This window comes from Pseudomonas sp. PGPPP1 (assembly GCF_002255865.1).
GTDB classification, from domain to species: domain Bacteria; phylum Pseudomonadota; class Gammaproteobacteria; order Pseudomonadales; family Pseudomonadaceae; genus Aquipseudomonas; species Aquipseudomonas cremoris.
The window spans coordinates 93206-106628 of sequence record NZ_NKIG01000018.1 but is presented as its reverse complement, the minus strand read 5'-3'; the positions used below and the strand labels follow the sequence as shown (position 1 = coordinate 106628).

General features: G+C 59.9%; 12 protein-coding genes. 9 read left to right on the top strand and 3 right to left on the bottom strand.

Annotated elements, in window-relative coordinates; translation table 11 throughout:
* Positions 1 to 92: 92 nt before the first annotated feature.
* The 7 genes from CFE47_RS19930 to CFE47_RS19900 all read left to right on the top strand — a co-directional run bounded on the left by CFE47_RS19930 (position 93) and on the right by CFE47_RS19900 (position 8918).
* On the top strand, positions 93 to 1697 hold the full coding sequence (locus tag CFE47_RS19930) for an ABC transporter substrate-binding protein (RefSeq protein WP_286839708.1): 1605 nt from the start codon (positions 93 to 95) through the stop codon (positions 1695 to 1697).
* Between the two features lie 170 nt (positions 1698 to 1867).
* Positions 1868 to 3280 carry an OprD family outer membrane porin gene (locus tag CFE47_RS19925; RefSeq protein ID WP_286839706.1) on the top strand — a complete coding sequence of 471 codons (1413 nt, stop codon included), beginning with the start codon at positions 1868 to 1870 and terminating at the stop codon, positions 3278 to 3280.
* 80 nt (positions 3281 to 3360) lie between these two features.
* Complete coding sequence (locus tag CFE47_RS19920) at positions 3361 to 4959, top strand: ABC transporter substrate-binding protein (protein WP_286839704.1); 1599 nt, start codon at positions 3361 to 3363, stop codon at positions 4957 to 4959.
* 76 nt (positions 4960 to 5035) lie between these two features.
* Positions 5036 to 6046 (top strand): ABC transporter permease subunit, encoded by a 1011-nt coding sequence (locus tag CFE47_RS19915; protein ID WP_017739471.1) that lies wholly within the window; start codon positions 5036 to 5038, stop codon positions 6044 to 6046.
* Between the two features lie 10 nt (positions 6047 to 6056).
* Positions 6057 to 6968, top strand: coding sequence for an ABC transporter permease subunit (locus CFE47_RS19910; RefSeq protein WP_286839700.1), 912 nt, complete (start codon positions 6057 to 6059; stop codon positions 6966 to 6968).
* A gap of 10 nt (positions 6969 to 6978) precedes the next feature.
* Positions 6979 to 7947 carry an ABC transporter ATP-binding protein gene (locus tag CFE47_RS19905; RefSeq protein ID WP_185708328.1) on the top strand — a complete coding sequence of 323 codons (969 nt, stop codon included), beginning with the start codon at positions 6979 to 6981 and terminating at the stop codon, positions 7945 to 7947.
* Positions 7947 to 8918 (top strand): peptide ABC transporter ATP-binding protein, encoded by a 972-nt coding sequence (locus tag CFE47_RS19900; protein ID WP_185708327.1) that lies wholly within the window; start codon positions 7947 to 7949, stop codon positions 8916 to 8918. The genes CFE47_RS19905 and CFE47_RS19900 overlap by 1 nt, the downstream gene beginning before the upstream one ends.
* A 112-nt stretch (positions 8919 to 9030) precedes the next feature.
* Here the strand turns inward: CFE47_RS19900 and CFE47_RS19895 are convergent, their stop codons facing one another.
* The 3 genes from CFE47_RS19895 to CFE47_RS19885 all read right to left on the bottom strand — a co-directional run bounded on the left by CFE47_RS19895 (position 9031) and on the right by CFE47_RS19885 (position 11454).
* Entirely contained in the window at positions 9031 to 9291 is a 261-nt protein-coding gene (locus CFE47_RS19895; RefSeq protein ID WP_286839696.1) for a hypothetical protein, read from the bottom strand.
* A 97-nt stretch (positions 9292 to 9388) separates the two neighbouring features.
* On the bottom strand, positions 9389 to 9628 hold the full coding sequence (locus CFE47_RS19890; RefSeq protein ID WP_286839694.1) for a hypothetical protein: 240 nt from the start codon (positions 9626 to 9628) through the stop codon (positions 9389 to 9391).
* A gap of 242 nt (positions 9629 to 9870) precedes the next feature.
* Positions 9871 to 11454, bottom strand: coding sequence for a peptide chain release factor 3 (locus tag CFE47_RS19885; protein WP_185708324.1), 1584 nt, complete (start codon positions 11452 to 11454; stop codon positions 9871 to 9873).
* A 294-nt stretch (positions 11455 to 11748) separates the two neighbouring features.
* Here CFE47_RS19885 and CFE47_RS19880 point away from each other — a divergent pair, with 294 nt between their 5' ends.
* On the top strand, positions 11749 to 12501 hold the full coding sequence (locus CFE47_RS19880; RefSeq protein WP_376750095.1) for an ABC transporter permease: 753 nt from the start codon (positions 11749 to 11751) through the stop codon (positions 12499 to 12501).
* Positions 12502 to 12521: 20 nt separating this feature from the next.
* Positions 12522 to 13418 carry a glycine betaine ABC transporter substrate-binding protein gene (locus CFE47_RS19875; protein WP_286839691.1) on the top strand — a complete coding sequence of 299 codons (897 nt, stop codon included), beginning with the start codon at positions 12522 to 12524 and terminating at the stop codon, positions 13416 to 13418.
* Positions 13419 to 13423 lie beyond the last annotated feature (5 nt).

The following is a 13423-nucleotide window of genomic DNA, read 5'->3' as shown; positions in this document are numbered from 1 at the left end:
AGTTGCTGTATGTGGGATCAGTGATGTCTCCCTGTCCGAAAGACAGGGCGATTGCTCGCTGATGACAACTACAAACAAGGATCGGGATCGTCATGCGCCATACCACCGTTCTATCCGCTATTTTTGCCACCAGCCTGCTGGCTGTGGCTACGACGAGCCAAGCCGCCGACAAGAAGAGCCTGGTGTTCTGCTCTGAAGGCAGCCCGGCAGGCTTTGATACCGCGCAGTACACCACCGCCACCGACAACGATGCGGCTGAACCGCTGTACAACCGCCTGGTTGAGTTTGAAAAAGGCGAGACCAACGTGGTACCTGCACTGGCGACCAAGTGGGATATTTCGCCAGACGGCCTGACCTACACCTTTCACTTGCGTGAAGGGGTGAAATTCCACAGCAGCAAGGAGTTCAAGCCGACGCGGGACTTCAACGCCGACGACGTGCTGTTCACTTTCAACCGCATGCTTGACCCCGAGCACCCGTTTCGCAAGGCCTACCCCACCGAGTTTCCGTACTTCAACGGGATGAGCCTGAACAAGAATATCGCCAAGGTCGAGAAGACCGGCCCGCACACCGTGGTGATGACCCTGAACTCGGTCGACGCCGCGTTCGTGCAGAACATTGCCATGAGCTTCGCCGCGATCCTGTCGGCTGAATACGCTGAGCAGTTGCTCAAGACGGGCAAGCCCAGCGACATCAACCAGAAGCCGATCGGCACTGGCCCGTTCGTGTTCCAGCGGTACCAGAAGGACTCGCAGGTCCGCTACGTGGCCAACAAACAGTACTGGGACCCGAGCAAGGTCAAGCTGGACCAACTGATCTTCGCCATCAACACCGACGCATCGGTGCGGGTGCAGAAACTCAAGGCCGGCGAATGCCAGGTGACCCTGCATCCACGTCCGGCGGATGTCGATGCCCTCAAGGCCGACCCGAACCTGCAACTGCTGACCAAGCCAGGCTTCAACCTCGGCTACATCGCCTACAACGTGCGCCACAAGCCGTTCGACCAACTCGAAGTGCGCCAGGCGCTGGACATGGCGGTGAACAAGCAGAGCATCTTGAACGCCGTGTACCAGGGCGCCGGCCAACTGGCGGTCAACGCCATGCCGCCGACCCAATGGTCCTACGACGACACCATCAAGGACGCCGCCTACAACCCGGAAAAAGCCAAGGAATTGCTCAAGGCTGCCGGCGTGAAGGAAGGCACCGAGATCACCCTGTGGGCGATGCCGGTGCAACGGCCGTACAACCCCAACGCCAAGCTGATGGCCGAGATGCTGCAAAGCGACTGGGCCAAGATCGGCCTCAAGGTCAAGATCGTCAGTTACGAGTGGGGCGAATACATCAAGCGCACCAAGAACGGTGAGCACGATGTCAGCCTGATCGGCTGGACCGGTGACAACGGTGACCCGGACAACTGGCTGGGCACCCTGTACAGCTGCGATGCCATCGGCGGGAACAACTACTCCATGTGGTGTGACCCGGCGTACGACAAGCTGATCAAGCAAGCCAAGGTCGTCACCGACCACGAACAAAGGACTGTTCTGTACAAACAGGCGCAGCAACTGCTTAAAGCGCAGGTGCCGATCACGCCAGTCGCCCACTCGACGGTCAACCAGCCGTTAAGCGCCAAAGTCGAAGGTTTCAAAGTGAGCCCCTTCGGCCGCAACGTGTTCTCGGGCGTCAGTATCAACCCATAAAAAAATAACCGGATGACGCAGAGCGTGAACAACTCTGCGGCAAACGTGCGGCCTTCTATTAGGAATTTTCCTACGGCAAACGTTTGCAACAGCTTGAACGAGTTACACACCCAATAGCCGGCTCATCTAATAAGGCCGGCATAAAAAAGAGAACCAAAGGAGCTTCACCCATGAAACTGAGCAGCAAAGCGCTTCTGGCCCTGGCCATCAGCACCATCACGGCAACCGCCTACGCTGAAACCCAGAGCCAGGACTTCGTTCCAACCACATTGGCCGGCTCCAGCGCCCAAAGCGAGGCCAAAGGCTTTATCGAAGGGTCGAGCCTGGGCGGTACCACGCGTAACTGGTACTCCAACGAAATGAAGTTTCGTGGCGACCGTTTCGGCTACTACAAAAACGCCGCCGACAAGGCTGCCGACGTAAAAACCAACGTTTCCCGCCGCTATAACTGGGCCCAGGGCACCATCGTCAACTACTCCTCGGGCTTCACCCAAGGCACCGTTGGCGTAGCGACTGAAGTAGCAGCCTACAACGCGATCGCGCTGATCCGTGACCAGAAAGACATCGCCGGCGGCTCCAACCGCACCCTGGCCCACACCTACGGCGACGCCGTGGACCAGTGGAGCAAATTGGGCCTGGCCAACGTCAAGTTCCGTGTTTCGAACACCACCTTGACCGCCGGTCGCCAAAACTTCAGCAGCGGCATTATCGACACCATCGGTAACCGTGCACTGCCTTCGAGCTTCGAAGGTTTTGCCATCAACAGCGAAGAATTCAACAACCTGTCGTTCCAAGGCGCGTACTTCGATCGCGTATCGCCACGTACCGAACAGAGCCTGTCGAAATTCCGTACCGAATACGGCAATGGCGCAGAAACCGACCACGTCTACACCGCCGGTGTGAACTGGCAGCCGTTCAAGAGCCTGAAAACCAGCTTCTTCGGCGCACAGGTCAAGGACTTCTGGAACCAGTACTACTTCGGCGCTACCCATGAGCTGGGCGACAGCCAAGTACTGGCCCTGACCACTGGCCTGAACTACTACAAGACCGTCGACGAAGGCAAAAAGTTGATGGGCAAGATCGACAACGACACCTACTCGCTGTCGCTTGGCCTGACCCACCAGGCTCACAGCCTGACCTTCTCGTACCAGGAAGTGAACGGTAACGAGTACTTCGACTACCTGCACGAAACCAACGGCATCTACCTGGCCAACTCCCTGACTTCCGACTTCAACGGTCCGAACGAGAAGTCCTTCCAGGTTGCCTACGGTATCAACATGGCTGAATACGGCGTGCCAGGCCTGAAATTCAACATCTACTCGGCACGCGGCTGGGGTATCGACGGTACTCACTACCGTGGCGACAACGGCGTAAAAGACTTCGCCTACAACGGCATCCAGAAACAAAACGGCGAACACCACCAGGAATACGGTATCGGTACTTCCTATGCCATCCAGAGCGGCCCTCTGAAAGCCTCCACCGTTCGCGCCACCTACGTGACACACCGCGCCAGCGAGAACCAGGCTGACGGCAACCTGCGCGAATTCCGCCTGGTTACCACCATCCCGTTCAACATTCTTTAATTAGCACCAGGTAAACGGCGGGCTCAGGACGAGCCTGCCGTCTACGCTTGTCTGGTCCCACCGATTGCAGAGGGCTCCGAATGAAAATGCTCCCACTACAAGCCGCCATGGCAGCCGCGCTGTTGAGCGTGGCCGTCGGCATTTCGGCCAAACCGTTGGTAGTCTGCACCGAAGCCAGCCCGGAAGGCTTCGATCCTGTCCTGTACACCACGGCCGTCACCGCTGACGCCGCCGCGGAAACCATGTTCAACCGCCTGGTTGACTTCAAGCCAGGGACTACCGAAGTGGTTCCGGCATTGGCCAAGGCCCTGCCTGAAATCAGCGCCGACGGCCTGACCTACACCTTCCACCTGCGTGACGACATCAAGTTCCACACCACCGACTACTTCAAACCCACGCGCAACCTGAATGCCGACGACGTACTTTGGAGCTTCCAGCGCCAGCTGGACCCGAACCACCCGTGGCACAAGAAGTCCAGCGTGGGCTACCCGTACTTTGAGAGCATGGGCTTCAAGGAACTGCTCAAGAGCGTAGAGAAGACCGATGATCACACTGTCGTCTTTACCCTGACCCGTCCTGAAGCACCGTTCCTGGCCGACCTGGCCATGGCGTTCTCTTCGATTCATTCCGCCGAATACGCTGACCAGTTGCTCAAGTCCGGCAAGACCGACGACCTGAACGCCAAGCCCATCGGCACCGGGCCGTTTGTTTTCACCCGCTACCAGAAAGACGCCCAGGTTCGCTTCAAGGCCAACCCGGAGTATTTCCGTGGCAAGCCGCCAGCCGACCCGCTGATCCTGGCCATCACGGTGGACAACAACGTGCGCCTGCAGAAGCTCAAGGCCAACGAGTGCCAGGTCGCGCTGTATCCCAAGCCCGATGACATCCCGAGCATCAAGGCCGATCCAAACCTGAAAGTGGACGAACTGGCAGCGATGACTACTGCCTACACCGCCATGAACACCACCCACAAGTACATGAGCGACGCACGGGTGCGTCACGCGATCAACATCGCGTTCGACAAAAAAGGCTACAACGAGTCCCTGTATGGCAAAGGCAATGCAGTCGATGCCACCGGCCCGTACCCACCGACCTTGCTGGGTTTCAACGACAAGCTGAAAAACCCGTCGCGCGACCTCGACAAAGCCCGCGCCCTGCTCAAGGAAGCCGGCGTACCGGAAGGCACCGAGCTCACCCTGTTCACCCGAAATGGCGGTGGCCCGACCAACCCTAACCCGTTGCTCGGCGCCCAGCGCATGCAGGCGGATCTCGCCCAGATTGGCTTGAAGGTCAACATCAAAGTCATGGAATGGGGCGAGATGCTCAAGCGTGCTAAAAACGGCGAGCACGACATGGTTTCCGCCGGCTGGGCCGGTGATAACGGTGACCCGGATAACTTCCTCACCCCGAACCTGAGTTGCGATGCTGCAAAAAACGGCGAAAACTACGCGCGCTGGTGTAACAAAGAGTTTCAAGACTTGATCGACAAGGCACGCGCGGATGCTGAACCCACCCGACGCGCTGCACTCTATGAACAAGCACTGGACGTTTTCGACAAGGACCAACCGTGGATCCCCATGGCTTATCCGAAGATGTTCACCGCACTGCGCAAGAACGTCGAGGGTTATACCCAAAGCCCGCTGACGACCAATAACTTCGCCACAACCCAGGTGAAGTAAATAAGAGAAACGCTCGGCACCGCCCACCAGGGCGGTGCCGGACTTGCCTAACCGGCTGATTGAGGTACACAACAAGATGTTTAGTTTTATTGCCCGCCGATTGGGACTATTGATCCCGACGTTTTTCGGCATCACTTTGTTGACGTTTGCGTTAATTCGCATGATCCCTGGCGACCCCGTCGAAGTCATGATGGGCGAAAGGCGCGTCGACCCCGAGATGCACGCACAGGCAATGGAACGCCTTGGCCTTAACAAGCCGCTGTATGCGCAATACCTGGACTACGTCGGCAAGCTCGCCCAGGGCGACCTTGGCGAATCACTGCGTACCCGTACCAGCGTGTGGACCGAATTCACCGCCCTTTTCCCCGCGACCCTGGAACTGTCCATGGCCGCCCTGTTGTTCGCCGGTATCCTGGGCCTGTTGGCCGGGGTGATCGCTGCCTTGAAGCGAGGGTCCCTGTTCGACCATGGGGTGATGGGCATCTCCCTCGCGGGATACTCGATGCCGATCTTCTGGTGGGGCCTGATCCTGATCATGTTCTTCTCGGTAAGCCTGGGCTGGACCCCGGTTTCCGGGCGGATCGACCTGCTCTACGACATCGAGCCGCGCACCGGCTTCATGCTGATCGACACCCTGCTGGCTGACGAGCCGGATGCGTTCTTCGACGCCCTGCACCACCTGATCCTGCCGGCCATCGTGCTCGGCACCATTCCGCTGGCGGTGATCGCGCGGATGACCCGTTCGTCGATGCTCGAAGTGCTGCGCGAAGACTACATCCGCACCGCCAAGGCCAAAGGCCTGTCGCCAGCACGCGTGGTATTCGTCCACGGCCTGCGTAACGCGCTGATCCCGGTACTGACCGTGGTCGGCCTGCAAGTCGGCACCCTGCTGGCCGGTGCGGTCCTGACCGAAACCATCTTCTCGTGGCCCGGCATCGGCAAATGGCTGATCGAAGCCATTGGCGCGCGGGACTACCCGGTGGTGCAAAACGGCATTTTGCTGATCGCCTGCCTGGTGATCCTGGTGAACTTCGTGGTGGATATCCTCTACGGCTTCGCCAACCCACGCATCCGTCACCAGCGCTGAGATCAAGACCATGACCACACCTACTCAAGTGTCAGCAGTCGATCAAAGCCTGCTGTACCCGTCCCCGTACAAAGAATTCTGGCAAGCCTTCTCCAAGAACAAAGGCGCGGTTGCCGGCCTGGCGTTCATGTTGCTGATCGTGTTCTGCGCGCTCTTTGCCCCCTGGGTGGCACCGCATAACCCCAGCGAACAATACCGCGACTTCCTGCTGACCCCGCCAGCCTGGCTGGAAGGTGGGCAGATGCAGTTCCTGCTGGGCACCGACGAACTGGGCCGTGACTTGCTCTCGCGCCTGATCCAGGGCTCGCGCCTGTCGCTGCTGATCGGTTTGTCGTCGGTGGTGATGTCGCTGATTCCGGGCATCCTGTTGGGCCTGTTCGCCGGGTTTTTCCCGCGTATGCTCGGCCCGACCATCATGCGCTTGATGGACATCATGCTGGCCCTGCCGTCGCTGCTGCTGGCGGTTGCCATCGTCGCCATCCTCGGCCCTGGCCTGATCAACACCGTGATCGCCATCGCTATCGTTTCGCTGCCGTCCTACGTCCGTCTGACCCGCGCTGCGGTAATGGGCGAACTGAACCGCGACTACGTGACCGCCGCTCGCCTCGCCGGCGCCGGCCTGCCACGCCTGATGTTCATCACCGTGTTGCCTAACTGCATGGCGCCGCTGATCGTTCAGGCGACCTTGAGCTTCTCTTCGGCGATTCTCGATGCCGCGGCCCTGGGCTTCCTTGGCCTTGGCGTACAACCGCCAACCCCTGAGTGGGGCACCATGCTGGCTTCGGCCCGTGACTACATCGAACGCGCCTGGTGGGTGGTGAGCCTGCCCGGTTTGACCATTTTGCTCAGCGTGCTGGCAATCAACTTGATGGGCGACGGCCTGCGCGATGCGCTGGACCCGAAACTCAAGAACGCCGCCTGAGGAGATTCCCATGTCACTGTTAGAAATCAAGAATCTCAACGTCCGCTTCGGCGACAAGACCGCCGTGCCGGTGGTCGATGGCCTGGACCTGTCGGTCGACAAAGGCGAAGTACTTGCAATCGTTGGCGAGTCGGGCTCGGGTAAATCCGTGACCATGATGGCGCTGATGGGCCTGATCGAGCACCCCGGCATCGTCACCGCCGACTCGCTGACCTTCGACGGCAAGGACATGCTCAAGCTGAGCAACCGTCAACGCCGCCAGATCGTCGGCAAAGATCTGGCGATGGTGTTCCAAGACCCGATGACCGCGCTAAACCCCAGCTATACCGTGGGTTTCCAGATTGAAGAAGTGCTGCGCCTGCACCTGAAAATGTCCGGCAAACAAGCACGCAAGCGTGCCATCGAACTGTTGGAAAAAGTGGAAATCCCGGGCGCTGCCAGCCGTATGGATGCCTACCCGCACCAACTGTCCGGCGGTATGAGCCAGCGCGTGGCGATCGCGATGGCGATTGCTGGCGAGCCTAAACTGCTGATCGCGGACGAGCCAACCACGGCGCTGGACGTAACGATCCAGGCGCAAATCATGGAACTGCTGCTGGCCCTGCAAAAAGAGCAGAACATGGGCCTGGTGTTGATCACCCACGACTTGGCCGTGGTGGCCGAAACCGCCCAGCGCGTGTGCGTGATGTATGCCGGCCAAGCGGTGGAAGTTGGCCAAGTGCCGCAATTGTTTGATATTCCGGCGCACCCCTACAGCGAGGCGCTGCTCAAGGCGATTCCCGAGCACAGCCTGGGCGCCTCGCGCCTGGCCACGCTGCCGGGTATCGTTCCAGGCCGTTATGACCGGCCGCAAGGTTGCCTGCTGTCACCGCGCTGCCCGTACGTACAGGAAAGCTGCCGCGCCCAACGCCCAGGCCTTGATCCGAAAACCAACAGCCTTGCGCGCTGCTTCTACCCCTTGAACCAGGAGGTGGCGTAATGGCCGTCGTTCTTACCGCCCGCGACCTCACCCGTCACTACGAAGTGTCCCGTGGCCTGTTCAAAGGCCACGCGTTGGTACGTGCGCTTAATGGCGTGTCGTTCGAGTTGGAAGCCGGCAAGACCCTCGCCGTGGTGGGCGAATCGGGTTGCGGCAAGTCCACCCTGGCCCGTGCGCTCACGCTGATTGAAGAGCCGTCGTCGGGCTCTCTGAAAATCGCCGGCCAGGAAGTCGCCGGCGCCGACAAAGCCCAGCGCAAGCAACTGCGCAAAGACGTGCAGATGGTGTTCCAAAGCCCGTACGCATCGTTGAACCCACGACAGAAAGTTGGTGATCAACTCGGCGAGCCGCTGCTGATCAACACAGACCTGTCTGCCGCCGAACGCCGCGAGAAAGTGCAGGCAATGATGAAGCAGGTGGGCCTGCGCCCTGAGCATTATCAGCGCTACCCGCACATGTTCTCCGGTGGCCAGCGCCAGCGTATCGCGCTGGCACGCGCCATGATGCTGCAACCCAAAGTGCTGGTGGCGGACGAACCGACCTCAGCGCTGGACGTGTCGATCCAGGCCCAGGTGCTCAACCTGTTCATGGACCTGCAGCAGGAATTCAACACGGCCTACGTGTTCATTTCCCACAACCTGGCGGTGGTGCAACACGTTGCCGATGACGTGATGGTGATGTACCTCGGTCGCCCGGTGGAAGTGGGCCCCAAGGAAGACATTTACGCGCGTCCCTTGCACCCCTACACCCAGGCGCTGCTGTCGGCCACCCCGACCATTCACCCGGACCCGAACAAGCCGAAGATCAAGATCGTCGGCGAACTGCCCAACCCGCTGAACCCGCCGCCTGGCTGCGCGTTCCACAAGCGCTGCCCTTACGCGACAGCACGCTGCAGCACCGAGGAGCCGCAACTGCGGGCCTTGGATAACCGCCAAGTGGCCTGCCACTACGCGGAGCAGTTCGTGGCGTAACCCGCAACAAAAATGCCCTGGGTGATTAAGCCCAGGGCATTGCACGCGTTCTACCGCCCCATTCGTCGGATTGCGCATCAGTCCTGCAGATGGGGCGTTTTTTTACCGAAAATCAGGTATCGCTGTCGCCATCACTGTCATCGTCATCCGGTGGTGCCTGTTGGTCGTCATCATCCTTGGAGCCGCCCTGGTCTTCATCTCCGGGCTCTGACTCGCTCTTGGCCAACTGCAAACCGCCCACCTGCGCCGTCTTCGCCGCCACAAACCCCGGCGCCTGGCTCTGCACAGCGGTATTGGCCCATGCAGATGAAATTCCCAGCGATAACATCACCAGCACTTTTAGCATCAGCACCAAACGTTGAAAGATAGTCATGGTCGATTTCCGTCCAGTCAGTGGATCACATGCGCCGGCGTTCGACCGTCGCTGTCAATCAAGCTAGTTCCAATCCAGGGTTTGCGCCACTCGCCGATCAGGTATCGCCGTCGTCATAGGTTTCGCTGTCTTCGCCTTCGTTGTAGGGGTTTTCGGCGTCTTCCTTGGGCGCGGGCTGGGCCTGGGGCTTCCAACTGCCGGAGTTGACCTCGTTCTGCTTGCGCTTGGTGACGGGGCCGGTGTCTTTCCACTGGGGCGTCCCGGCGTCGGCCAGTACCGGTGTGGCGGACAGGGCCAGGCTGGCGAGCAGTATCAGGTGGATAAAGCGTTTAAGCACAACGGTCTCCTTCTCAGTCGTTGGGTAAAAACTAGACCCGACGCGCGCTTCTCGCCAATCCCAAGCCGAGTGGAGATCAAATTGTGGGAGCGGGCTTGCTCGCGAATGCGGTGGGTCAGTCACATCTGCATTGACTGGCACACGGTATTCGCGAGCAAGCCCGCTCCCACATTTAGTTTTGCTGCGCCCATGAAAAAGGGTGAAGCCATCACAGCTTCACCCTTCTCTTTACCGCTCAGACCTTAATGGTGCTCGCGGGTCGCGCGGAATTTCACATCCGGCCAACGCTCTTCCATCAGCGCCAGGTTCACCCGCGTCGGGGCCAGGTAGGTCAGGTGACCGCCGCCGTCCACCGCGAGGTTTTCCACGGCCTTGTTGGAGAACTCTTCCAGCTTCTTCTTATCGCTGCAATCGATCCAGCGCGCGGAGTACACGGTGATCGGCTCGTAGGAGCATTCAACCTTGTATTCCTCTTTCAAGCGGCTGGCCACCACATCGAACTGCAGCACACCCACGGCGCCGAGGATGATGTCGTTGCTGCGCTCCGGGAAGAACACCTGGGTGGCGCCCTCTTCCGCCAGTTGCTGCAAACCTTGGCGCAGTTGCTTGGATTTCAGCGGGTCGCGCAGGCGTACGCGGCGGAACAGTTCCGGGGCGAAGTGCGGGATGCCGGTAAAGCCCAGCGCTTCACCCTCGGTGAAGGTGTCACCGATCTGGATGGTGCCGTGGTTGTGCAGGCCGATGATGTCGCCGGCGTAGGCTTCTTCGAGCTGTTCACGCTCGGAGGAGAAGAACGTCAGGGCGTCGCCGATGCGCACGTCCTTGCCGGTGCGCACGTGGCGCATCTTCATGCCTTTTTCGTATTTGCCGGAGCAGATACGCATGAAGGCGATACGGTCGCGGTGTTTGGGGTCCATGTTCGCCTGGATCTTGAACACGAAGCCGGTGAACTTCTCTTCCACCGGTTCAACGGTACGTTCGTTGGCCACACGTGGCAGTGGGCGCGGGGCCCAATCAACGACGGCGTCCAACACGTGGTCCACGCCGAAGTTGCCCAGGGCCGTACCGAAGAACACCGGGGTCAGTTGACCGTCGAGGAATTCCTGCTGGTTGAACTCGTGGCAGGCGCCCTGCACCAGTTCCAACTGGTCGACAAAACGGTCGTACTCGTCACCCAGGTGGGCGCGGGCTTCGTCGGAGTCGAGTTTTTCGATGATCTTGGTTTCGGTGCGCTCGTGACCGTGGCCGGCGGTGTAGACAATGATGTAGTCGTCGGCCAGGTGGTACACGCCCTTGAAGTCGCGGTAGCAACCAATCGGCCAGGTGATCGGCGCGGCCTTGATCTTCAGGACGGCTTCGATTTCATCCAACAGTTCGATCGGGTCGCGGATGTCGCGGTCGAGTTTGTTGATGAAGCTGACAATCGGCGTATCACGCAGACGGCACACGTCCATCAGCGCGATGGTACGTGGCTCGACGCCCTTACCGCCGTCAAGGACCATCAGCGCCGAGTCCACTGCCGTCAGGGTGCGGTAGGTGTCTTCGGAGAAGTCTTCGTGGCCCGGAGTGTCGAGCAGGTTGACCATGTGGTCGCGATACGGGAACTGCATGACCGACGTGGTAATGGAAATACCCCGTTGTTTTTCCATTTCCATCCAGTCGGAGGTGGCATGGCGGTCGGATTTGCGGGATTTCACCGTGCCGGCCACCGCGATTGCCTTGCCCATCAGCAAGAGTTTCTCGGTGATGGTGGTTTTACCGGCATCGGGGTGGGAAATAATGGCGAAAGTGCGGCGTTTCGCGACTTCGGCGGCCTGGTGGGTCATGGGAAATCGCCTGGCAGGTGAGTCAAAAAAGGGCGGCGAGTATAGCGTAATCCCAGGCCCCCAGACCACCGTTCACCCGATTAGGGGTGGCTAAATGCTGCCAAGTATGGAACCTTTTAAAAGGTCGAGACGTCCACTCCCCTGCTATCGCACTCGGAACAGGGGCTGATAAATCAGCAAGTTAGCCTGACGAGGCTGCGCTCATGGCTCGGACTTTTACCGCGTTGCCGGTAGAGGCGAGCTGCTTTTCGCGAACACATTCAGAGACAGCCAGGAATGGCATGCCACGAAGGAATGTGCTCGCCGACAGAAGAAAAAAGGAGTCCGCCTGTGGCTATTCGCTATGGCAAAGGGCTGATAGGAGGCGCGGTTGTCGTCGCGCTCCTGGCCCTGCTGGTCCACTGGATCGGCATCAACACGATCGAACTGTACCGCGACGATTTGTTGTTTTACCTGCAAGCACATCTGATCCTCGTTCTAGTCTCCATGCTGGCGGCCCTCGTTGTGGGCATCCCCGCCGGTATCCTGCTCAGCCGACCGCACATGGTCGGGCGCGCAGAACGCTTCATGCAGATCTTCAACATCGGCAACACCGTCCCTCCCCTGGCCGTATTGGCCATCGCCCTTGGCGTCCTCGGCATCGGCAGTGGCCCGGCCATCTTCGCGCTGTTCCTCGCCTCCCTCCTGCCTATCGTGCGCAACACCTACGAAGGCCTTAAAAACGTTCAGGGCTCCCTGAAAGAAGCCGCCACCGGCATCGGCATGACGCCGCGCCAGGTGCTGTTTCGCGTGGAGTTGCCCAACGCCGTGCCGATCATCATCGGCGGTGTGCGTGTTGCCTTGGCGATCAACGTGGGTACCGCCCCGCTGGCGTTCCTGATTGGTGCCAACAGCCTGGGCAGCCTGATCTTCCCCGGCATCGCTCTGAACAACCAGCCGCAATTGCTGCTGGGCGCCGCGTGTACCGCGTTGCTGGCCTTGCTGCTTGACGGCCTGGTGACCATGGCCAGCCGCCTCTGGCTGGAACGCGGGTTGCGTCCGTCTTAAGGCTTGGCAAAGGAATCGACATGAAAAAGTTAAGCTTGATACTAGGCTGCGTCCTGCTGTTTGCAGGCATTGCGCAAGCCGCCGAAAAACCAGTGATCCGCATCGGCGCCCGGGTGTTTACCGAACAGACCCTGCTCGCCGAAATCACCTCCCAATACTTGCGCACCAAGGGCTATGACACCCGCGTAACCGGCGGCCTGGGCAGCAACCTGGCGCGCAGTGCCCAGGAAAGCGGGCAGCTGGATTTGATCTGGGAATACACCGGCGTGTCGCTGGTGGCCTACAACCACGTGGACGAGAAGCTCGACAGCGAACAGTCCTACGCCCGAGTGAAAGAGCTCGACGCGAAAAAAGGCCTGGTCTGGCTCTCGCCATCGCGCTTCAGCAACACCTATGCGCTGGCGCTGCCTGAGAAGGTCGCCCAGGAACATCCTGAGATCAATCGCATCAGCGACCTGACTCAAGCCGTCGCGTCCAAGGCCGACCCCCACCGCCTGGTGGCCCTGGACACCGAGTTCGCCAACCGGTCCGACGGTCTGGCCGGCATGGTCAAGCTGTACGACATGAACCTGACCCGCAAAAACACCCGGCAGATGGACGCCGGCCTGGTCTACACCGCCCTGCGTAACGGCCAAGTGTTTGCCGGTTTGGTCTACACCACTGACGGTCGTCTGAATGCCTTCAAGTTAAAGCTGCTGGAAGACGACAAGCACTACTTCCCGGACTACACCGCAGCGCCCGTAGTGCGTCAGGTTTATCTCGACGCCCACCCGCAATTGGCCGACGACCTCAAGCCGCTCGCCGCCCTGTTCGACGACGAAACCATGCGCCAGCTGAACGCGCGGGTCGACGTCGACCATGAAAGCCCTTCCGCTGTTGCCGCCGACTTCCTGCGCCAACATCCGATCAACCAATAAGAGGA

Bases quoted from the DNA above. Each gene is read 5' to 3' on its own strand.
- CFE47_RS19930 (WP_286839708.1), top strand. From the start codon at position 93: ATGCGCCATACCACCGTTCTATCCGCTATTTTTGCCACCAGCCTGCTG.
- CFE47_RS19925 (WP_286839706.1), top strand. From the start codon at position 1,868: ATGAAACTGAGCAGCAAAGCGCTTCTGGCCCTGGCCATCAGCACCATC.
- CFE47_RS19920 (WP_286839704.1), top strand. From the start codon at position 3,361: ATGAAAATGCTCCCACTACAAGCCGCCATGGCAGCCGCGCTGTTGAGC.
- CFE47_RS19915 (WP_017739471.1), top strand. From the start codon at position 5,036: ATGTTTAGTTTTATTGCCCGCCGATTGGGACTATTGATCCCGACGTTT.
- CFE47_RS19910 (WP_286839700.1), top strand. From the start codon at position 6,057: ATGACCACACCTACTCAAGTGTCAGCAGTCGATCAAAGCCTGCTGTAC.
- CFE47_RS19905 (WP_185708328.1), top strand. From the start codon at position 6,979: ATGTCACTGTTAGAAATCAAGAATCTCAACGTCCGCTTCGGCGACAAG.
- CFE47_RS19900 (WP_185708327.1), top strand. From the start codon at position 7,947: ATGGCCGTCGTTCTTACCGCCCGCGACCTCACCCGTCACTACGAAGTG.
- CFE47_RS19895 (WP_286839696.1), bottom strand. From the start codon at position 9,291: ATGACTATCTTTCAACGTTTGGTGCTGATGCTAAAAGTGCTGGTGATG.
- CFE47_RS19885 (WP_185708324.1), bottom strand. From the start codon at position 11,454: ATGACCCACCAGGCCGCCGAAGTCGCGAAACGCCGCACTTTCGCCATT.
- CFE47_RS19880 (WP_376750095.1), top strand. From the start codon at position 11,749: ATGTGCTCGCCGACAGAAGAAAAAAGGAGTCCGCCTGTGGCTATTCGC.
- CFE47_RS19875 (WP_286839691.1), top strand. From the start codon at position 12,522: ATGAAAAAGTTAAGCTTGATACTAGGCTGCGTCCTGCTGTTTGCAGGC.